Source organism: Pseudoalteromonas sp. JSTW (genome assembly GCF_013423925.1).
GTDB lineage: Bacteria > Pseudomonadota > Gammaproteobacteria > Enterobacterales > Alteromonadaceae > Pseudoalteromonas > Pseudoalteromonas lipolytica.
Genome location: NZ_CP058973.1, coordinates 443621 through 465487, shown reverse-complemented (window position 1 = coordinate 465487; position 21867 = coordinate 443621). Strand labels below are relative to the sequence as shown.

The following is a 21867-nucleotide window of genomic DNA, read 5'->3' as shown; positions in this document are numbered from 1 at the left end:
GAATTTGCACCAAAAAAGCGCATTTAATATGCGCTTTTTTTGTAACCTCATAAAAAGTAAGGAATTATAAAACTGGTCTACTAACTGCATTTATCTCTATGTCATACTGGTAGGAGCGATTATGCAAGAGGCAAATGTTGTGGATATAACCCCGTTTTTAGCGAAACATCAGTTACCACTTAAATATCAATATTTAAGTGAACAATTCTTTATACCCCTCGCGCACGATGTGTTAAGCGCAAAAATGGCTGGGCAGCCGATGCTGGTGGCGATTAATGGCTGTCAGGGCTCTGGTAAAACAACCCTTGCTGATTTTCTTGTGACGTGGGTCAACAGCAATACAGAGTTTAATAGTGTTTCCTTGTCTATTGATGACTTTTATCTTAGTCATGCAGCACGAGCCGAGTTGGCCGAAGACGTACACCCACTCTTTGCAACGAGAGGGGTCCCCGGTACTCACGATATAAAGTTAATGGAACAAACCTTATCGGCGTTAATGGCTGGCAAAAAGAATGTGCCTTTACCACAATTCGACAAGCTCACTGATGACCCTGTCGCAAAAGAACACTGGCCAACTAACCAAAAGCCGGTCGATATCATATTTTTTGAAGGATGGTGCGTTGCCAGTACTGCGCAGCAGCCATATCAGCTGCAAACACCTATCAATGACTTAGAACAACACGAGGATGCTGATGGCGTTTGGCGGCGTTGTGTGAACAGCTGTTTAGCGAATGAATATCAGAATGTATTTGCTATGGCTGATTACACCATTATGTTAAAAGCACCATCGTTTGAAGATGTGTATGCATGGCGTTTAGAGCAAGAACACAAGTTAATTGCTAAAAATGGATTAGGTAAAGGCACATTTGATGAAATAACACTGAGGCGCTTTATATCTCATTTTGAACGAATCACCCGTGAAAACTTAGCGACGCTCGCACATGATGTTGATGCCTTATTATTACTTGATAGCCAACGCGATATTACAAAAATGCAGTTGTTGGCAGATAAAATTTCACAACCACTTATTTTTACCGATTTAGACGGCACTTTGCTTGATCACGATAGTTACGAATGTGACGTTATAAAACCTTTTTTAGCTGAGCTGAACGACACGGGTATTAACGTTATTTTTAATACGAGTAAAACATTTGCTGAGGTTATAGATATTCAAGCGGGCCTTGAACATCACCAGCCCTTTATTGTTGAGAATGGGGCGGCAGTGTATATTCCCAAAAACTACTTTGCAGTAAAACCAATTGGTTGTGACGAATATCACGGGTTTTGGCGGTATGCTCTCACACAAAGCTGCGATAAATTACACGATGACCTTAATCAGCATGCAAGCCAGTTTAGTCATTGTGTGCGTTTATTTAGTCAGTTTTCAGCCCAAGAAATTGCTGAACTTACTGGTTTACCCCTCGATAAAAGCGAACTGGCTTTACAGCGTCAATATTCAGATCCTATTTGTTTTTCAGGCAGTGATACACAGCGACAGCAATTTATAGACATTATGTCGTCACTCGATTACGAGGTGTTGGTTGGCGGTCGTTTTATTCATATTACGAAAGGGACAAATAAGGGATTAGCGCAAAAGTGGTTATTAAATCAATTTAAAAAAGCATATCGCAACCCCTTTACCGTTATTGCTTTGGGCGACAGTCAAAATGATGTTGCCATGCTAAAAGCGGCAGATACCGCCGTTCTTATCAAGAACCCGGGCAGTCAAGTGCAAGCACACATATTACAAAAAGCGTGGCAGCTCAGTGATAAACCCGCCCCTGAGGGCTGGGTTCAAGAAGTCTCGGCATTAAGCATTATTAAAGCGCATTTAGCAGCAAAAAAGGAGCAATCTCATGGCTGATTTTTATCAAAATGGCATCATAACTACGCTACACAATATTGCTGATCGACCAGTAGAAGAACTAGAAAAAGAGTTAATTAGCTTTTCAAAGCAACGGCCTATGGGGCTTATTTTACCCTCGTTATACAGTGAGCTTGAAGGACCCGCGCTGCAAAACATCATTGCTGAACTAAAGCATGTACCTTACCTTTCACAAATCACCATTGGTTTAGACCGTGCCGATGAAAGCCAATATCGCCATGCTTTACAATTTTTTGCTGAGCTTGACCAACACCACAAGGTGCTTTGGAACGATGGTCCGCGTTTACAAGCGCTCGATAAAGAGTTGCAAAAATTGGGCGTCGCGCCAAGAGAACTCGGTAAAGGTCGCAATGTTTGGTACTGCATGGGATATAAACTTGCAACGGCAAAAGTTGAATCTATCGCGTTACACGACTGTGATATTTTAACTTACGACAGAGCATTACTGGCTCGACTTATTTACCCCGTTGCACACCCGCGCTTTAACTATGAGTTCTGTAAAGGATTTTATCCGCGCACTGCTGAGGGGAAAATAAACGGCCGAGTGTCACGATTATTGGTCACGCCACTGCTGCGCTCGTTTAAAACTATTTTAGGTAGCAGTGACTATCTTGAATATATGGACTCGTTTCGTTACCCACTTGCTGGTGAATTCTCGTTTCGCCGTGATGTACTGAACGACATTCGTATTCCAAGTGATTGGGGTCTTGAAATTGGTGTGTTATCAGAAATGTATCGTAACTACTCACATAATCGGTTATGTCAGGTTGATATTGCAGATAATTACGACCATAAACACCAAGATTTATCGTTGGGTAATCAAGCTGCTGGCTTGTCAAAAATGTCGATTGATATCACTAAAGCTTTGTTTAGAAAGCTAGCAACGCAAGGGGTAACGTTTACCTCTGAGACAATCCGCTCGCTAAAAGCGACCTATTATCGCATTGCGCTTGATTTTATCGAAACGTATCACAACGATGCGCTAATGAATGGCCTAACGCTTGATATTCACCAAGAAGAAAAAGCTGTTGAGATGTTTGCGCAAAATATAATGAATGCGGGACAACACTTCTTAGAAAATCCAATGGAAGCCCCCTTTGTGCCAAGCTGGAACCGAGTTGCATCGGCGATGCCCGATGTATTTGCGCGCTTAGAAGAAGCCGTAGAGCTTGATAATAAAGACTATATTTAACGGAGAAGACACGTGACATTAGAGCTACTCCAACAACGAGTTATACAGCATTTAACGTGTATCTACGGCGAAGTTGATCTTAATACAACCCTAGAACAACTCGCTGATAGATTGATTAACACCATGCAATGCGATGATCCTGTTCGAGACCCAACGCCACACAAAAACCGTTGGGACGAACAAGATATGATTTTAATTGCGTACGGTGATTCGATTATTCGCCATGCAAACACGGAGGAAGCAGTGGCAAAACCAGAAGAGCCGCCATTGCATACGTTACATCGCTTTGTTAAAAATCAATGCTTACCAGAACTTAACGCATTGCATATTCTGCCATTTTACCCTTACAGCTCCGATGAAGGGTTTGCGGTGATGAACTATGTGCAAGTGAATGAAGCGCTCGGTAACTGGCAGCATATCCGCGATATTTCAGCCGATGTCAGGCTGATGGCTGATTTAGTTATTAACCACTGTTCTAGTCGTAGCGTGTGGTTTGAAAACTTTATTCAAGGCAAAGAGCCGGGCAGGGGGTATTTTAAAACAGCAAACCCCACCGATGAGTTAATTCAAGTTGTTCGTCCGCGAACATCGCCACTTTTACAAGCAGTAGAAACGAAAGATGGTTTGCAGCATGTGTGGTGTACGTTTAGCCACGATCAAGTTGACTTTGATTTTGCTAATCCCGATGTTTTAAATGAATTTGTCGCTATAATTCGCCATTATTTAGACAATGGTGTGCGTATTTTTCGCCTTGATGCGGTGGCTTTTTTATGGAAAAAGCTCAATACCCGCTGTATTAATTTACCTGAAACGCATGAAGTGATCAGGTTACTTCGTACCCTTATAGAGCATGTTGAACCTAATGTGATTATTATCACCGAAACCAACATTCCTAACCGCGAAAATCTGTCGTACTTTGGTAATGCCAACGAAGCACATTGTATTTATAACTTTTCATTGCCACCTTTGTTATTGCACACATTACTCAGTGGTAATAGCACCGCATTAAAACACTGGATGATGAGTATGCCACCGGCGCAGCAAGGCACGGCTTATTTTAATTTTATTGCGTCACACGATGGCATAGGGCTGCGGCCTGTCGAAGGCTTGCTCGATCAAACCCAAATAGCTGAAATGGTCAGTACAACAGCAAAATACGGTGGCAAGGTGTCTTTGCGAACGGCTCCAGATGGTACAAATACGCCGTACGAGTTAAATATTGCGTTGTTTGATGCTTTGCAAGGAACGCATCGAGGGCCAGATAAATGGGGCATTGCACGGTTTCTATGTGCTCACGCAATTATGTTCGCTCTTGAAGGCATACCAGGGCTTTATATTCATAGCTTACTCGGGACAACCAATGACTATGAACGCTTTGAAAACAGCCAACATAATAGAGCTATTAATCGTCACCGTTGGCAAGAGTCAGATTTACTAGCAAAACTGAGCAATGAAAATGCCCATCATCGTACTGTGTTTAAAGCGATGAAAAACTTAATGGAAATTCGTAAATCTCAACCTGCATTTCATCCAAATGCCACCCAATACACGTTACATTTAAGTGAGGGGCTATTCGGTTTTTGGCGTCAAAGTATCAATCGCTCGCAAAGCATGTTTTGTGTTTACAACATAAGTGATGAGCCACAAACGTTGACACTAGCTGACTTAAATTTAATTGGCACAGAGCAGTGGAAAGACTTAATAAGTGAAGAACTTATTACTGAAGAAACCCAAACAATGCTGCTATCGCCTTACCAAGCTATTTGGTTAAGCAATAAGTAATGTTTAATTGTGCGCTGTAAACGCCCTTTACAGCGCGTTTTTACTGGCTTCATCTAGTAATGATTCAATGCTGAATACCCTTGGTGTCTTTTGCGCTTTACTAAACACTTTAAAGTTAATTGTCAGTGTATTGCTATGAATTTGCTCAACGAACTTTAGTGTTTCTTCTGTATGAGGCCTAAAAATCGCCATCTTTTGGTGCAAAACATCGTGCTTAGGATTTTCTAAAATAGCATGGATATTAATCATTGCGAGTGCGCCTAAGGTAACATGGCCTCCAATGCACACATCGATTTTTTCAGCTGCGGCTCTGAGTGGCCAATTTATTGCGCCAACGAGCACATCGGTGCGTCGTTTTTTTTCATTTAATGCGCGAATGGCCCCTAATGCCATCGCATCATTAGCGCTCCAAATAACCTGAATATCTGGATGATGAGTTAATAGACCTAAGCTTTGTCGGTATGCTTGTGGCGATGACCAATTAGCAACACCTTGTGCTGCAATGTTTACTTGTGCATGTTGAGCAGTAAACGCTTCAAGCCCTGTTTTACGATCCAGAGCGGCAGGGGTCGTGTGATCACCATTAATAGCATAAATACTGGCAGGGAGTTGGGCTTTAGAAATGAGCTGTTTTGCCAGTAAGTGTCCCGCTTGAACGTTATCTGGCACAACACTGCCAGCAATGTTTATCCCTTTGTTTTTGAGAGCGCGTAGTTCGTTATCTGTTGGGCGATTTAATAAAAAGTAAACGGGCGTATTGAAGGTCGGCAAATTTAAAAGCTGTTGGGAGAGTACACTTTTTTCATCCACGAGTATCAGCATATCGGGTGATTGTTTTACTGCATCAGCCACTAATTCTTTCATTAGTATATGATTTCTATTTGCATAATGAATGGTTAAGTTCAGATCAAAATCTTCGGCTGCATCGCGCATTAACTGTGAAACTTCATACCAAAACGGACCGGTAACATTGGTGTTTGCATGCCCCGGATTGATAAATATAACGTTGTATTGTGCAAAGGTGCTCGGTAAGAAAGTCAGCAAAGCAATGAATAGCAAGGTTTTTAACATAGCATAATAATTGAGTAATAAAATTGTTGAAATTGTAACCTAGTTGGGGGCTGTGGGGATCAACTATTTGTTTATAAATTAGCACATAAGTTAATGACAAAGAAAAGGGCTGTGCACATGCACAGCCCCCAGGGATCAATGTTAAATATTATAAGTATCGATTAAAAATCGTAAGACAAGCGCACATAACCAAAACGACCGATATTGTCGTAGCTTGCGCTGCCAGAACCTGTTCCTAATGTACCGAATGGAAGTTTACGGTTGAATAAGTTATCAATACCTAGTTTCATACCAAAACCATTTTCAAAAGTATACCCAACGGTTGCATCAGAAATAATGTAAGTTCCAAACTTCATTAGACTGTTTGGATTAGGGTTATCTGCAAGTTCTTGCTTAGTATAAAGGTCAACTTCATCTAGGTAACGCGTATCAAACGTTGTAAAAAATCCATCACGCTTGTATGCAATTGATAAGTTAGCTTGCCACTTTGCCTCACCAGTTGTACCTGCATATTCATAAAACTCTGCAGGTTGATCTTGGAAGGGGTAATCTTTACGTTCAATTAAATAAGTACCTATCAAACGTGTTGTAAAGCTACCTTCAAGTGCATCAAAGTCATAACCTAATTCAAAGTCAACACCAGACGCTTCTTGGCCAGATACGTTTAGCACTGAGTTTTGAATTAATGTGATTTCATGTGACTCACTATCACGTGTAATGAGGTTACAATATTGGTTATTTATGCCACTAGCGTTATCAACACAACGATCTAGGATATCTTGAGAACCAATTGTTGAAATAGCGTCTTCAAGTTCAATCTTCCAATAATCGACAGTAATTACTGAGTTTTCAAGGAAAGAAGGTTGATAAACGAAGCCTAGAGTTGTACTTGTTGATTCCTCACCTTGTACATCTTTATTACCACTTACTTGGCCTTCAAGCGTTTGAGAGTCATATTCAGATGCAAAATCGGCTGGAACACCTAGTGCAGCACAGTTTGCACGACGAACTTCAGAGTTTTGTAAATCATTTAGATTCTCTGCTTTACATGGGTCGTCTACTCGGTAAAAAGTTTGGCTCGCAGCACCAAAAATTTCACCAATGTTCGGTGCACGAAGCGCCTCAGACTGTGTTGCTCGTATACGAAGTTGACTGTTCACTGTCCAGTCCAAACCTACTTTCCAGCTAGTAGCGTCACCGATGGTGCTATAGTCTGCGTAACGAGCCGCAGTATCAAGCACTAGGTCTTGCACAAATGGTAAATCAGCAAGAAGAGGAATTGATGCTTCGAAGTAGATTTCGTTTACATCGAACTCACCCTTGTCTTCACCGAGTGCATTGAAGAAGGTACCTACAGCATTATCAGGTTCTTCAGTTTCACTTTCTTCTTTTCTGTATTCAACACCCGCTGCAAAACCAACATAACCAGCTGGTAACTCGTAAATTGCTGAGTTTGCTAGTGACGCTGACACCACCGTTTGAGTAATTTTTGAAGTACCAGTTGAAACGGTATTTATGTAATCAATTGCTTCTTGGCTAGGCGAACCAAAACCCATAATATTGACAGGCACACAACCATCTGCTCGCGCTGCTTCACTTCGACATACGATGTTGCCATCTTCGTCTTCGAATGCGTCAAGTGCATTGTAGTAGTTTGCCATAATCATATTGGCGCCATTTACACGCTCTAAGTCTGTTTGACCATAAACAACAGATGCATCAAGTTCCCAATCAGTGAATACTGTGCCTTTTAAACCTGTTACAAAGCGCGTTGTTTCACGTGTATTATTTTCGATTCGACGGCCTAAATCAGTCATCATACGAAGAATATTGATTGAGTCGACACCTTCGTCTTCCATCATTTGTTTGATTTCTGGATCAAGGTACGGGTTATCAATTTTAATGTTATTGTTTGGATTACCGAAGAAAAAAGCGGGTTGACCAATACTTTGACCTTCACTATTTACGTATTTCGCTTCAAAGTAAGCATTTAGATCTTCAGTGACATCATAATTAACTTTAAAGTTTACATTGTAACGCTCAAACTCAGGTTGAATTTCGTTAAACTGGGCTAGGTTAAATGAGTCACAGTTAGCACATGAAAGGCCATCTACTTGATCACCAATGTATAGTTCACGGTAGCTTCCATCAGGGTTAAATGAATTTACGTAGCCATTGCTTAATGCGAAAACACCTGCATTGTTGATTGCGTAATAGCCCGCATTTTCTGTGTAGATGAAATCAGGAAAGTTAGGGTCATCTTTATTCTCTGCTGTTTGCAGAGGGTTACGCATATTACGATAAGAGCCATCAGTCCATGGGTGATCAAGGGCATTCAGTGTATCTTGCGCAGAGTATTCAACTGCAAATGCGACGTTACCTCGATCTTCAGCAAAGTTAGTACCATAAGAGAAGGTTGCTTTTTCATTATTATAATCGCTTAATTCTGATGCACCCTTAGTGACACTAACACTTAGACCTTCGATGTTCTTTTTAAGAATAAAGTTAACTACACCTGTTACAGCGTCTGCACCATATACCGCTGATGCACCACCAGTAATTATCTCAACACGTTCAACCCACGTACTAGGAATGGTATTTGTATCAACTGACTGAGAACCTGCTGAGCTTGAAACGTGGCGTTTACCATTAACAAGAACTAGGGTACGGTCTGTACCCATGTTTCTTAAATCAAGAATGTTAAGGCCTGCCGTGCCAATAAATCGACCTGAGTTTGAAAGTGAAAATGTATTGCCTAATGCTGGCAATTTATTTAATGCTTCGCCAATATTTACAGCACCTGTATTTACTAAGTCATCACCGCTGATCACCGTTACTGGTGCTGGAGCAATAGCGCCTTCACGGAGAATACGAGAACCAGTTACTTCGATACGATCAATGGTTTCAGCATTATTTTGATCAGCCGCAATTACTTGACTAGAAATTGAAAAGATTGATGAACACAGCGCCAGTTTAATACTTGCACTTAAAAGACTATTATTTCTCATTAATAACACCTGTTGCTTTTATTTTATCACGGAGGGGTGATTGTTAAATTCTTGTTTGTTTGGGTTAACATTTTAAAATCTAGCATTAGCTAAATCTTATTTATACAAACTTAATGTAGCAAACTGTACCAATTAAAAATCATCTATAAACAGTGGGTTATGTGTTTTTGTTTTTTTCGGTTATTGAGATGAATTACTTTTAAAAGAAACTTTTTTGAGAAAGTTAGAATCATGTTTGTTTAATTAGGTCTGAATTGAGTTTCACCTTATAATGCATACATTGTTATTTTTTAATTGAGGTTTTAATGAAAAATATTTTAGTTTTTTTATTAATCTTATTTTCAACAGCGAGCTTCTCAAATGAACTGGATCTTGAAGCTAATATGAAAAATATGGGGCTGGCTTATAAAAACTCAGTGCGCGCTACTGATCTAGACTCTTTTAATACAGCCATCGATGAGTTTATTCATCTACTAGAGAAAGCAAAAAAGGCTGATTTTAAACAGCATGAAAGTGAATCTTTAGAGGGACTTGATAAAGTTATTCAGCAAGCAAAATCCGCGAAGCAGCTTGCAGAAGTACAGGGGTTAGAAGCTGCAAAAGCCCCCCTTAAGTCAATTGATCAATTACGAAAAAAATACCATGAACTTCATGAGCCACCAGGTTTTTGGGAGTTATTATTTGGTAAATAAAAAGGTGCTTAAGCACCTTTTTTAACGTTTCTTTTTACCCTGAACGGCTTTAAAACGCGGGTTTTCTTTATTGATCACATAAAGACGCCCTTTGCGTTTTACTATTTTACATCCAGAACGAGTTTTAGCGCTTTTTAAAGAACTCAGTACTTTCATTTTTGCTCCGTATTAGGCTGTTATTTGCTTGCTAGGTTTTTGAAGCGACGGTTAAATGCGGCGACACGACCATCACTTGCCACCGCTTTTTGTTTACCGGTGTAAAATGGGTGCGAGTCACTTGATACATCAATTGGTACATAAGGATATGTTTTACCTTCTAGCGCGATTGTCCGTGATGTTTTAATTGTTGAACCAATTATAAAGTAGCTGTCTGCGGCTGTATCGTGAAAAGCCACTTGTTGGTAATCCGGGTGAATGTTAGGTTTCATCTCTTTAACTTATGTTATGTGATAATGTATCAATTATAATAAAGTAAATATAGGGAATGTTCAAGATAAAAACAATTCTTATTTATGTATGCTAAATAGCATTAAAAATAAGCAGTGTGAGCAATCCTTAAGCAGTTGAATTCAAAAAACTGGCTATTGTCTTGAAGGCTGTTATAACTAGGTATACGCGCTTATACAAAGAGAAGGAGTAAGGCAGTGAACGATGAAATTCAAACTGAGCAGTTAGACCAAAATGTAATGAATACGCTTCGTGATAAGGATCATTCTACACTTGCACACCGCGTCGATACGTTATTATTTAGCCATAACGATATCATTGAACTGTTAGCGCAGTATCTTGCTTTGAGTGAACAAGAAGACGATGAACGTTTTGATACTTGGTTTGATAACTTAACGAAAGAACAGCATACGGTAGTGAAAACCTTTGAAGTGTATCGTGGTCAATATGAGCACCTAGATTAGACTTTTAATCACATTTTAATGTATGACTTAAAATATAAAATGCATTGCTAGCCCAGCTTAAAAACTGTTTGTTTTCCTCACTCTCATGGTGATAGGCATGTTTAGTAATGCTTAGTTACTACTCATTATCTCGCCCAAAAAGTTGACTAATTTTAAAACCCACCTTGAAACTTTATATTTTGGCCTCAGTGAAGTAAGTAAGCTCATCATACCAATTTGCAGTAATACTTAATCATTTTGAGCTGCTAAATCTGAGATTAGCTGCGTCAAAATAGCGCTCTTAATTAAGCAAATTGGTATAACCAATACTTCAAAAGGAGAGGTTATGTCACACCATGTTATTGAAATGCCTGATTTAGGTATCGGTACGTTTCGCCTAGAAGGAAAAACAGCTTACAATTCAGTGAAAATGGCACTCGATATCGGTTTTAGACACATCGACACGGCGCAAATTTATGGTAATGAGGAGCACGTCGGTAAAGCGATAAAAGACAGCTCTGTGCCTCGTAGTGAGATTTTTATTACAACCAAGGTTTGGAATGACAAACTTAACAGCGCTCAGTTTATTGAGAGCGTAAAGCAGAGTTTAGAAAAGCTTCAACTCGATTATGTTGATTTATTACTTATTCACTGGCCTTCTGCGTCTAACGGAGAAAAAATGAGTGAATACTTAACCGAGCTCAAAAAAGTAAAAGAGCTGGGTTTAGCAAAACACATTGGTGTTTCAAACTTCACAATTGCTAATCTAAAAGAGGCCATGCAGACCCTTGACGCGAGGGAAATATTTACTAATCAAATTGAAGTACACCCTTATCTGACGAACACGAAGTTACGCGCTTTTTGTCAGCAACAGGGTATTCATGTTACGGCTTATATGCCATTTGCCGTGGGTGAAGTGCTAAAAGACGACGTGATTGTTGATATAGCTAAAAAGCATGATGCGAGCCCTGCTCAAGTTGTCCTTGCGTGGATAAATGCACATAAGATGACGACGATTCCATCATCAACGAAGCGAGAAAATTTAGCGGACAATTTTGATGATTCCGTAAAACTTGATCACGAGGATTTAGACAGAATTGATGCGCTTGACAAACATAAGCGCCTAGCCAATCCTGATTTTGCACCTGATTGGGATTATTAAAGTAAAAAAGCCGCCTTAATGGCGGCTTTACTCTTCTAGCGTTTACTATTTCAACATGTAGGCACGCATGGTAATTTGCTCTGCTGAGCTTGAACCATAGTCTGAGATCACTGTTCGAATGTGAACAAACTCACCTGTATTCCCTGTATTTGGAATTGTGGCTGTCCATTCACCATCCACTTGTTCTACTTTCGCATCTTGCCAGTTCTCTGTTGAGAATTTTTCTGACACAGGGCAGTAGATGTAAGCAGGCACCGATTCAATGGTACATTCTTTACCGTATGCATATTGGAATTGCACATTCGCTAATGCAACGTCGCCGACGCCATCAAGTAGCCCTGTGAGCTTCACTTTTGCTTCTTCACCTACTGACATTGTGTTGTTGATGTCAACAGGTAAATCAATCATAGGTACAAGTACGGGTTGCACACCTTGTTGGTACTCGTTAGCAGTAAAGGTGTAATAACCTAGGTACAGTGAACCAAGGCTATCATTTACAGGTGAACGCTCGCCAACACCACGTGCATATGAACGCATTCCTAGAGTAATTTGATGATCGCCTGGTTCAAGTGTTAATGCCCCTTCTGTAGGAGATGCAGGCTCACCATTTAAAGTTAAGCCAAACGCTGAGCTGCCAATATAACCAAAAATACCATCGTGATTAGCTGCATCGCCAAACGAGGCAAGGTTAAAATGAAGCACGTTGGTATCACGCGTGATAATAGGCGCGCCACTGCTACCTAAAGCACCGCCACGTGGACCTTTGAACCATGAGGTCGTCTCTTGTGCACCTTCAGTCATTGCTCTTGGCCCATCAAAATAAGCCCCAGCGCTTTCAATTTTATGGTTAGGCATGACAATATTTGTCCAGCCATTTTTGGCTGTCGCGGTGTAATACTCGTCACGTACTTGTGGAAGCATGATCAATTGTGTGCTGCCCGTTGAGTAAAACTCTCCCGTACTGTTGGTCATTGCCATGACATCGGTCCATGCAGGACGCTCATCATTTTGTGAGTGATACGTCGCCGTAATCTTATGCATTTTGTGTTCGGCAATATTAATTTGACCAGACTGAATATGGCCATCAGTAATGTGGTTGATTGAATAAGCATAAGGTGAACGCTCAGCAGCAACACCTGACCAAGTAATAATATTATTACCCGCTTCAATCTCGGCCATTAGCGCTTCGCCTTCTTCAGAGCTAATACCAATAACAGGCACTTTTGGTGTACCAGTCACATTGCCTTTGTATCGGCCTTCACGCCCCGGACGATAAAAAATAACACCCGTAGCGCCATGCTTCATTGCATTCCCGACCATGTAATTGGTTAGGTAGTTAGGGTTTGCGATTAAAGCAATTTTTCCATCAAGATCAAATTGGCTCCAGTCGGTACTATAACCGGCATCACCAACAGGTAATACTTCTGCTGAACCTTCACCATGGAACGATAATGCAAGGCCTTGTTTGATGTAATCAAACTCGACACCATTTTGCATTTTTACAGTGGTTTCTGGTGCAACTGCACGGGTTGTAATAAATGAGCGAAAACGACTGTCATGACCTTGTGACCAAGCATACATATCATTTACATAGTCAGGCGCCATCTCGATAGCCGCTAACTTGGCTGATTTTTCATCATCAAGTGCGTATGTAAAACCGAATGAGTAACCTTGTGGATCAAGGGGTTGTTCTGCTTTAAAGGTCACTTGTTGTGCATTACGCGCATCAAAGTTAATTTCAGTCGCGCCATCTACTTTTTTGTTAAGCACTGCCATTTGTGCCGCTGACTCAACAAGTCCTGAGTTAGAGTCAGGGTTATCAAACGTCATGATATTTGCGATTAAAGTATAATAACCCGCAGGTACATTGATATCGGCTTTACCGTTATTTAATCTAACGATACTGCCCCAATCATCTTCTTCATTAATTAAATAAAGTTTTGATGGTGACGTTGCATTGTGCCCCCAGCGGTCTGTTAGGTTAACGGTTAAATTAACCTGAGGCTGGTCAATCCAGAATGATACAGGCACAGTAACTTGTTGGTCTAAATTACTGACCGTTGTACCAGTGATACGGCCTGTAATGGCACCGTAAGCACCGTTATTAAGTGCAACACTTGGGTCAATCCACATAGGTACTTGTGCTTCGCCATTCGCTGGAACAGTCACTGATTTTGCATCTAAGCCAGCAAGTGTTGCTGGAAGTTGCGTTTTACCGTCTTCGCCAAGTAGGTCTAATTTTAGTTTCAGCGTAATGTCGGTATCAGACGTGTTTGTTAAGGTTACGTGTGTATGCGTAAGCTCATCATTGATAGCGTTTTGGAAAAAGCCAAGCTCTCTATTTGCGGGTGCTACAATAGCTTGTGAAATTGCGCGGTCAACGTTCATTGCGCCGGCACCTTGCTCAAGCACGTGTGAATCACCGCTAAATACGGATGATGTAAGCACGTCTTTTAACTCTTTTGGTGTTAAGTCACCGCGCGCCTGCATAACCAGAGCTGCACCGCCAGCAACATGTGGTGCAGCCATAGAAGTACCCGAATAAACACGATAGGCTGTTTCGCCTAATCCACCTGATGCTGCAGCAACAACAGATACGCCTTGCGAAGCGATATCAGGCTTTGCTGAATGACCATCAGGTGACGGGCCGCGTGATGAAAACGACGCTGTATTGCCTTCACGGTCTATTGCACCAACAGTCAGTGCGCTTGGGGCACAACCGGGTGAACCGATCGTTTCGCGCGTAAAGCTGTTACCAGCAGAAATAACAAATAATGCTTTGTCGCTAAGTGCCTCAACCATGTCTACAAGTGGGCCACTACACGTTGTAGCTGTACCACCTAAAGACATATTAACGATGTCGGCATTTTCAGAAAGCACAGCCCACTGCATACCACTTAATATACCGTATGTTGAACCAGAACCCACATTACTAAGTACTTTGCCTATGATGAGATCCGAAGCGGGTGCAACACCCACCCATTTACCATCTGATTCATGACCATTCCCCGCAACCGTTGAAGCAGTGTGAGTTCCGTGACCATTAATATCATCAACGCCATTGCTTGAATAAGTAAAATCGCGAGATGCAATTACGCGACCTTGTAGGTCTGGGTGTTCAATGTCGTAACCCGTATCAAGCACTGCGACTTTAATGCCTGCACCATTATAATTAATAGCTGATTGACCGTAAGCGCCCGTTAATGGCACCGTTGGGGTCAGCGTATTGGCGCTGCTTACTTTGTGAGCATGGACAACGGCATCTAGCCAAATACCTTCAACATTTGCTTCAGCAATAAGAGACTGCCATGTTTTAGCGGCGTTTTCTTTTGTGATAGCAAAGGCTGCACTGTCGATTAGTTCAATTTCACCTGTTAATGACATGCCAGACAATGCTTTAGGCACGGCGCTGCCGGCTAACGTCCCGTCTCGGTATTCAACAATAACGGGTAAAGCATTAGTAGACGCATCGTCGTAACCCGATTCATACAATTTGTTGATGTTGAAAAGTTCTAAATCAATTGCCTGTGAATCAACAAATGCTTGCGCATGGGCAGGGACTACATACGTATTATTTCCCCGTTTAAAAATACTGGTGAAGGCATCAGAGCCATCAGCATTTAGCAGACGAATACCGCCTAATTGGCCATCTTTATTAACAATGGCAGACACTTTATCGCCTGTTATTAACGTAAATGTTAGGGCATCAGCGGATGTTTTATTTGTAAAAGCAGTGTTTTGTGCCGCTACTGGTTGCGCTAAGCTCAAACCGAGCATAGCCAAGTAGGTCGCTTTTAATCGACCCAGCCTTGGAAAAGGTTTCATCTATTTATCCTTTATTATGATGTGATTAGTTTGAATAGAGGAGTTATTACAAGGGTGTCAAAACTGCAAAAATGACAAAAGAAATAACTCAACTACATCAATCTAACGACTAAAAAGATGAAAACCTACAAAACAAATGCACCAAAGTGTATTAACCAAAATGTAACAATGTATACATTGTTGCAACCTTGTTCAGGTGTTCAGTTACCCTTCATTTTCAGAAGAGGAAAGGGAGTGTTTGTCTCTATTTTACCGATAAATCGTATTTAGCAACCACGCTATCAATGTAACGATAGCGAAGCGTATTTTTACCTTCGTTGCCTGTACCATGACTCAATGCGCGGTTCATTAGCTTTAATGCTTTATGAAGAGCTTGGCGTTCATCAGCAGATAAGCCCGTTTTAGTGCGTAGTTCGGTGATATCATCAATAAGTAATTTGGCGACATCAAGCTGAACAGCTTCCTCTACTAAGCCATTTTGGGTCAAGACACCATATTTACTGCACAAGAATTGTTGCCACACTTGTTGTAAATGCTCGTCAATTTCAGCGCCAAATAATTCTTCATCTATTGCAAAGCCTTGCTCAGTGAGCTTACTTAATTGTGCCGAATAATGTTGGGCAAAATAATTAAAAGCTTGGCATGATGAGTTAATATCATGTTTGATGATTAGCTGACCCCAACTTGCGGCACCGCGAGGGTAGTAGTCTTGGTATTCTTCGCATTGGTAAATGCCAGAATAAGAGCTGCACTCTAATTGGCTTTGCAAGCAATAACTCGGCTTTGGAAATAGACTACTTTGCTGCCATGCTCCCAGTGTATCTTCATCAATCGAGAGGGTTTGACACAGCTCTTCTGTGGTATAAAAGTAGGTTGCCAAGAATTTAGAAAGTTGCATTATCAGTCACTCACAATAAATACTGTTTATTTGTACAGTATTTAATTTTGTCTTAACTTTGTCCATTTCACAAGTTTTTTATTTATTACGTTACATTACTCGGAAATTGCCTGTGTTTATGATACAACTAGCGCAAATTTTCCAAACATTAAAATAGTTATGCGTAGCCTAGAAACAATTAAACAAGCAAGCTTGATCACTGCAATTAAAACGCCTTACCTAAGCAATGGTGAAATTGATCTTGCCTGCTATGATGACCTTGTTGAACAACAAATCGCAGCGGGTGTTGACGGTATTATCGTAGGTGGTACAACCGGCGAAGGCCAACTAATGAATTGGGAAGAGCACTTGATGCTTATTGCACACAGTGTCAGTAAATTCTCATCTCGTTTACTTATTGTGGGTAACACAGGTAGCAATAACACGCGCGAAGCTATCAAAGCGACAGAATATGGTTTTGCAACGGGAATGGACGCAGCATTGCAAATTAACCCGTATTATGGACGTACTTCATTGGCTGGAGTAAAAGAGCACTTTAAGCGTTTACTTGATATTGGCCCAGCATTTATTTACAACGTAGCAGGGCGCACAGGGCAAGATTTAACCCCTGATATTATTGAACCGTTAGCGCAGCACGAAAACTTTATTGGTGTTAAAGAGTGTGGTGGCAATGAGCGTATTGCACATTACGAAAAACAAGGTATTGCATGCTGGTCAGGTAATGATGATGAAAGCCATGATGCGCGTCATATTTATAACGCACACGGTGTTATTTCAGTGACATCTAACTTGATCCCAGGTTTGTTTCGTCAATTAATGGACGAAAAAAATGATGCATTAAACACCAAGCTACAGCCATTAATGAACTGGTTGTTTTGTGAGCCAAACCCAATCGCAATAAACACAGCATTAATGATGACGGGAGCCGTCAATCCGGTATTCCGCTTACCCTACGTACCGTTATCACCTGCACAACAAGAAGTGGGTTTAGGCTATATTAATGAACTAAATGTTGCTGACATTGTGGGAGATAAAGCTCAACTTTTAGCCGAAAATGATGTTATTTTACGCTAAAAATGAATTGGCGCTTAATTTTGGATACATTTAAGCGCCAACGTTTTACTTTTTTGTTGCTAATGGGTAAAATTAGCAATCGTTTGGCGTTATAAGAATAAAAGTTGTGAAATTTGTTGTTAATAATTTGTGTTTATGGGTTGCACCCGAGCAGCAAATAGCAGAACTAGGCCAACATACATACTGCGACCTCGACCTCAGTTGGGTTGCACCTATGCAACGGCGAAGACTCAGCCCTTTTATGAAAATGGCCTTGCATACTTTGCAACAAGCACAAGCTGAACATTCACACATTGCTATCAATTTTTCTTCTCGTCATGGTGATCTGCCAAAGACGGCCCATTTGTTACATGCGCTTGTTGAAGAAGAGCCGCTGTCACCTACAGCGTTTGGGCTCAGTGTGCATAATGCTGCGACCGGTATTTTTTCAATTATTAAAAATAACACCGCGCCTATGAATGCGATTGCCGGTGGTCAAGACAGTGTAATAAGCAACCTGATCGATGGGTACGCCCGTATTCAATCTGGTATCGAAAATTGTATTTTAGTAGCGCACACTGAAAGTGTGCTGCCTGAAGAGTATTTACCTTTTGCAGATGAGAAGCAAATCGATCACAGTGTGGCTTTTGTATTATCTCCTTACGTTGAAGGCGAATCTTATTTTGAGTTAACTAAATTATCGGGCAGCACTGATGCCGGTAATACGGACTCAGTTTTACCTTTGAGCATCCAATTAGCACAGGCTTTATCAAGCAAGGAATCCAGTGCACTACTTTCACATCAACAATCAGCTTGGATGCTTCAACATTATGGTGGCTAAACTTTTTCAGCGACTCAATCAAATTTGGCGCATTATCGCAACAGGGTTTTGTTTTGCTGTGTTTGGTGTCGGTGGTGTCGTTTTAACGTTGTTGGTGTTGCCACTTCAGCGAGTGCTTGAACCGTGTAAGCACAAGCAAAAACAAAAAGCGCGTATCACCGTACATTATAGTTTTAAATTTTTTGTTGCTCTGATGCACTACATGGGCGTTATCCATTTTTCTGTTGAAGATAAACAGCGCTTTAGTCAGTTAAAAGGCCAGCTAGTATTGGCAAATCACCCCTCTTTAATTGATGTTGTTGTGCTTATTTCGGTGATTAAACATGCCGATTGTGTGGTGAAGGCGCATTTATTTAAAAACCCATTTATGCGCGGTGTTATAAAAGGGACTGGGTACATTAGCAACGAAGATCCTCAGGAGTTATTAAATGAGTGCGAAGCATCATTGGCTGCGGGCAATAACCTGATAATATTTCCAGAAGGCACGCGAACAACGCCAGGTGATCCCCTTAAGTTTAAACGAGGAGCGGCAAACATAGCTGCGCGCTGCAAAGCACCGATTACATCTGTCATGATCAATATGAAACCAAGTACGTTAACGAAAGACACACCTTGGTATCGTGTTGCTCCTACAAAAGCTCATTTTACTATGCGCTTTGCAAAGCACGCCTTTACAGGCGATAAATTTTATAATAACGAACAACCTGCAATGCAAGCACGCCAACTAACCCGTGATTTACAGCATTACTTTTCAGAGGAACTCAGGCACCTATGACTGAACTAAAGAACCAAATAAAACAACTAATCATTAGCAGCTTAGATCTTGAAGATATTACCGTGGATGATATTGAAAATGATCAACCTCTTTTTGTTGATGGTTTAGGCTTAGACAGCATTGATGCTCTTGAACTTGGTCTTGCAATTAAGAAAGAGTTCAACGTAAAAATTGATGCCAACTCAGAACAAACAAAAGCACATTTTGCATCTGTTGATGCACTCGCTAATTTTATAAACCAACACACATCATAATACAGACTTAGAAGTAGGAAAAAGCATGAAAACCGCTGCTGATATTTACAACGTTTTACAGGGCATTTTAGTTGATGAATTTGAAATTGACGCTGATGACATCAGTTTAGATGCACACCTTTATCAAGATTTAGATCTTGATAGTATTGATGCCGTTGATTTAGTAGTGAAATTGCGTGAAATCACGGGCAAGAAAATTGAACCTGATGCGTTTAAGCAAGTGCGTACAGTTCAAGATGTTGTAAATGAAGTAGAAAAGCTCGTTTCTTAAGCTATAAAGTACACCATATGCTTAAAGCAATCGCCACAACATTGGTCTTAGTGTGCTTATCGTTATACCCATTTATTGTGTATTTTGGATTACAGCATGTTTCGATTAAGCAGGTAAGCTTAATTTTAATCGCATTACTTGCGATAAGGTTAATGTTGAGCCAAAAATTGACAAGCACAATGCCTTGGCTCAAACCTGCGTCATTTTTGGCAATTGTGGCGCTTGCGACTACGCCGTTTTTTAATAGCGAATTAGGCTTAAGATTATACCCTGTGATCATTAACACCGTGATGGCGATTACATTTATCTACTCATTGCGACAGGGGCCAACAGTGATTGAAAGTTTCGCCCGTTTAAAAGAGCCCGATCTAGATAGTAAGGGAGTAAGGTACACGCGCCAAGTGACTAAAATTTGGAGCGTTTTCTTTATTTTAAACGGTACGGTTGCGCTCTACACCAGTCTATTCGCGTCATTATCAGTGTGGACACTTTACAATGGCTTGGTTGCCTATCTCTTGATAGCTATTTTGATGCTAGTGGAATGGCTAGTTAGACAAAAGGTAAAAAATAATGGTGGCGAGTAACCTACAGTTTCACCCAGATTCAGCGTTTGTTGTTGCAGAAAAACACATAACCCGTGAGCAGTTTTTTGCTGATATCAGTGCGTTTCAACACAAATTAGCGGGATTAAAACCTACCAGCCATGTGGTGTTGTTTCACCCAGATACGTATCAATTTGCTGTGCGTCTATTTGCTCTCGCCTGCAGCGGGCACAATGTTATTTTGCCGCCAAATGGTCAGCCGGAAACGTTGCGCCTCCTGTTAGCGCAGTCGCCTATTTTTGCGGGTGATGCACGTGAATTAGACACCCGCATTGTGTTTAATAATCTTGAGTTAAGCCAACAGCACACTCACAGCCGTTTGCCACGCTTACAGTGGCCAACGAAAACCGCCGTTATTTTTTATACTTCGGGCTCTTCAGGGCAATCTAAGCCAGTAGTGAAGCCATGGCGGGTACTCAACCGTGAGTTATCGGTTCTGTCTATGGCGTTTGATTTGCCAAGCCAGTTTACATTTTTGGCGACAGTTTCTCATCAGCATATTTATGGTCTGTTATTTCGTTTACTCTGGCCACTTGTAAAAGGGCAGGTTATTGACAGTGAACAAATTCAATATCCAGAACACATAGCGCAAAAGTTGCAGCATATTCAGCATGCTGTGCTTGTATCAAGCCCCGCGCAGTTAGGCAGATTGTGCATGGATAATGTACTGATACCAGAGCGCGCAAGGTTGACATGGTTATTTTCATCGGGTGGTCCTTTAAATAACGAACAAGCCGAAATGTTGTGTGAGCAACTTGCACGACCGGTAACACAAGTGTTTGGCAGTACTGAAACGGGGGGAATTGCTTATCGGCAAGTCACTCAAGCCGCTGTTGATGTACCTTGGCAGCCTTTTAATGGTAACCATTTGTCAGTTAACCATGAAGGACGCTTAATGCTTGACTCATCTATTCTAGAACATGCGAACTACCCATTAGATGACAGAGCTATTGTGCATAGTAATGGGCAATTTAAGCTCCTTGGGCGTATTGATAGAACCATTAAAATAGAAGAAAAACGCTTAAACCTTGATGAGCTAGAATGCTTTTTACTCAGTCACGAGTGGGTGAAAGAGGCTAAGCTGGTTGTTCTGCCAAGCAAACGAGTTCAAATTGGGGCTGTTGTTGTGCTCACGGATAAGGCCAGTCATGAACTTGAAGAACATGGTAAATTAGTCATAAATCGTACCCTGCAAGCGTATTTGTCAAACCGATTTGAGCGTGTTTGTTTACCTCGCAAGTGGCGCTATATCGATGCATTACCTTTTAACAGTCAAGCAAAGTTGAGTTTAAAAACACTGGAGCAGTATTTTGCCAAGCCTGAATAAAGTCACCCCACAGGTGGCGGTTTTATCGCAAACAGAGCACCGCGTTAGTCTAGCGTTAACGATTACGGCTGATTTAGATTATTTTCGAGGGCACTTCCCTGATGCTCCCATTTTAGCTGGGGTTGTGCAGTTAGATTGGGCTGTGAAATATGCGCAGCAGTACCTTGGGTTTGGTCCACAGGTGCAAGATTTAGAAGTGTTAAAGTTTCAGGTCGTCACCACGCCAAATATGACCGTAAATTTAACCCTTGAGCGCAATGCTAAAGGCAAATGTGTATTTAGTTATCAATCAGATAAGGGCCAGCATGCGTCTGGTCGAATAGTGTTTTGCGAATAAAC

Annotated in this window: 20 protein-coding genes; 14 read left to right on the top strand and 6 right to left on the bottom strand. The window is 41.1% G+C overall.

The window, feature by feature from the left end; translation table 11 throughout:
- The first annotated feature begins 121 nt into the window (after window positions 1-121).
- Genes GZH31_RS18380 through GZH31_RS18370 form a run of 3 tightly spaced genes read left to right on the top strand, consistent with a single transcriptional unit; the run spans window position 122 to window position 4859 of the window.
- Window positions 122-1864, top strand: coding sequence for an HAD-IIB family hydrolase (locus GZH31_RS18380; RefSeq protein ID WP_065979005.1), 1743 nt, complete (start codon window positions 122-124; stop codon window positions 1862-1864).
- Window positions 1857-3077 (top strand): glycosyl transferase, encoded by a 1221-nt coding sequence (locus GZH31_RS18375; protein ID WP_036972141.1) that lies wholly within the window; start codon window positions 1857-1859, stop codon window positions 3075-3077. The genes GZH31_RS18380 and GZH31_RS18375 overlap by 8 nt, the downstream gene beginning before the upstream one ends.
- Before the next feature lie 12 nt (window positions 3078-3089).
- Window positions 3090-4859 carry a sugar phosphorylase gene (locus tag GZH31_RS18370; protein ID WP_180311675.1) on the top strand — a complete coding sequence of 590 codons (1770 nt, stop codon included), beginning with the start codon at window positions 3090-3092 and terminating at the stop codon, window positions 4857-4859.
- Between the two features lie 27 nt (window positions 4860-4886).
- Here GZH31_RS18370 and GZH31_RS18365 read toward each other — a convergent pair whose 3' ends face one another.
- Together GZH31_RS18365 and GZH31_RS18360 are read right to left on the bottom strand one after the other, a co-directional pair.
- Window positions 4887-5930, bottom strand: coding sequence for an ABC transporter substrate-binding protein (locus GZH31_RS18365; RefSeq protein WP_180311674.1), 1044 nt, complete (start codon window positions 5928-5930; stop codon window positions 4887-4889).
- Window positions 5931-6091: 161 nt separating this feature from the next.
- Window positions 6092-8938, bottom strand: coding sequence for a TonB-dependent siderophore receptor (locus GZH31_RS18360; RefSeq protein ID WP_180311673.1), 2847 nt, complete (start codon window positions 8936-8938; stop codon window positions 6092-6094).
- Window positions 8939-9243: 305 nt separating this feature from the next.
- On the opposite strand from GZH31_RS18360, the gene GZH31_RS18355 reads away from it, so the two are divergent.
- On the top strand, window positions 9244-9630 hold the full coding sequence (locus GZH31_RS18355; protein ID WP_180311672.1) for a cytochrome b562: 387 nt from the start codon (window positions 9244-9246) through the stop codon (window positions 9628-9630).
- 21 nt (window positions 9631-9651) lie between these two features.
- Here GZH31_RS18355 and ykgO read toward each other — a convergent pair whose 3' ends face one another.
- Both ykgO and GZH31_RS18345 read right to left on the bottom strand, forming a co-directional pair.
- Window positions 9652-9786 carry a type B 50S ribosomal protein L36 gene (ykgO, locus tag GZH31_RS18350; protein ID WP_036972135.1) on the bottom strand — a complete coding sequence of 45 codons (135 nt, stop codon included), beginning with the start codon at window positions 9784-9786 and terminating at the stop codon, window positions 9652-9654.
- A gap of 20 nt (window positions 9787-9806) precedes the next feature.
- Window positions 9807-10058, bottom strand: a complete 252-nt coding sequence (locus tag GZH31_RS18345; protein ID WP_036972134.1) for a type B 50S ribosomal protein L31 — start codon at window positions 10056-10058, stop codon at window positions 9807-9809.
- Between the two features lie 258 nt (window positions 10059-10316).
- On the opposite strand from GZH31_RS18345, the gene GZH31_RS18340 reads away from it, so the two are divergent.
- Both GZH31_RS18340 and dkgB read left to right on the top strand, forming a co-directional pair.
- A complete protein-coding gene (locus GZH31_RS18340; protein ID WP_206770714.1) occupies window positions 10317-10541 on the top strand; it encodes a hypothetical protein in 225 nt (74 codons plus the stop codon).
- Window positions 10542-10866: 325 nt separating this feature from the next.
- Complete coding sequence (gene dkgB / locus GZH31_RS18335; protein ID WP_036972132.1) at window positions 10867-11682, top strand: 2,5-didehydrogluconate reductase DkgB; 816 nt, start codon at window positions 10867-10869, stop codon at window positions 11680-11682.
- Between the two features lie 45 nt (window positions 11683-11727).
- On the opposite strand, the gene GZH31_RS18330 is transcribed toward dkgB, so the two are convergent.
- Together GZH31_RS18330 and GZH31_RS18325 are read right to left on the bottom strand one after the other, a co-directional pair.
- Window positions 11728-15507, bottom strand: a complete 3780-nt coding sequence (locus GZH31_RS18330) for a S8 family serine peptidase (protein WP_180311671.1) — start codon at window positions 15505-15507, stop codon at window positions 11728-11730.
- A gap of 244 nt (window positions 15508-15751) precedes the next feature.
- A complete protein-coding gene (locus GZH31_RS18325) occupies window positions 15752-16405 on the bottom strand; it encodes a DUF6058 family natural product biosynthesis protein (protein ID WP_036972129.1) in 654 nt (217 codons plus the stop codon).
- 159 nt (window positions 16406-16564) lie between these two features.
- Here GZH31_RS18325 and dapA point away from each other — a divergent pair, with 159 nt between their 5' ends.
- From dapA to GZH31_RS18285, 8 genes are all read left to right on the top strand, one after another.
- The gene (gene dapA, locus GZH31_RS18320; RefSeq protein WP_180311670.1) at window positions 16565-17479 is read left to right on the top strand and encodes a 4-hydroxy-tetrahydrodipicolinate synthase; all 915 of its coding nucleotides are present in this window, start codon (window positions 16565-16567) and stop codon (window positions 17477-17479) included.
- 106 nt (window positions 17480-17585) lie between these two features.
- Window positions 17586-18299: a beta-ketoacyl synthase chain length factor gene (locus tag GZH31_RS18315; RefSeq protein WP_074988759.1), complete on the top strand. Its 714-nt coding sequence runs from the start codon at window positions 17586-17588 to the stop codon at window positions 18297-18299.
- Window positions 18289-19074, top strand: coding sequence for a 1-acyl-sn-glycerol-3-phosphate acyltransferase (locus GZH31_RS18310; protein ID WP_036972125.1), 786 nt, complete (start codon window positions 18289-18291; stop codon window positions 19072-19074). Before GZH31_RS18315 ends, GZH31_RS18310 begins: the two co-directional genes overlap by 11 nt.
- The gene (locus GZH31_RS18305) at window positions 19071-19328 is read left to right on the top strand and encodes a phosphopantetheine-binding protein (RefSeq protein WP_036972123.1); all 258 of its coding nucleotides are present in this window, start codon (window positions 19071-19073) and stop codon (window positions 19326-19328) included. The genes GZH31_RS18310 and GZH31_RS18305 overlap by 4 nt, the downstream gene beginning before the upstream one ends.
- Before the next feature lie 25 nt (window positions 19329-19353).
- A complete protein-coding gene (locus GZH31_RS18300; RefSeq protein WP_054554554.1) occupies window positions 19354-19599 on the top strand; it encodes an acyl carrier protein in 246 nt (81 codons plus the stop codon).
- A 17-nt stretch (window positions 19600-19616) separates the two neighbouring features.
- The gene (locus GZH31_RS18295; protein WP_180311669.1) at window positions 19617-20183 is read left to right on the top strand and encodes a hypothetical protein; all 567 of its coding nucleotides are present in this window, start codon (window positions 19617-19619) and stop codon (window positions 20181-20183) included.
- Window positions 20170-21528, top strand: a complete 1359-nt coding sequence (locus tag GZH31_RS18290) for a class I adenylate-forming enzyme family protein (RefSeq protein ID WP_065979011.1) — start codon at window positions 20170-20172, stop codon at window positions 21526-21528. Before GZH31_RS18295 ends, GZH31_RS18290 begins: the two co-directional genes overlap by 14 nt.
- Window positions 21512-21865: a thioester dehydrase gene (locus GZH31_RS18285; RefSeq protein ID WP_051501863.1), complete on the top strand. Its 354-nt coding sequence runs from the start codon at window positions 21512-21514 to the stop codon at window positions 21863-21865. Before GZH31_RS18290 ends, GZH31_RS18285 begins: the two co-directional genes overlap by 17 nt.
- The last annotated feature ends 2 nt before the right edge of the window (window positions 21866-21867 follow it).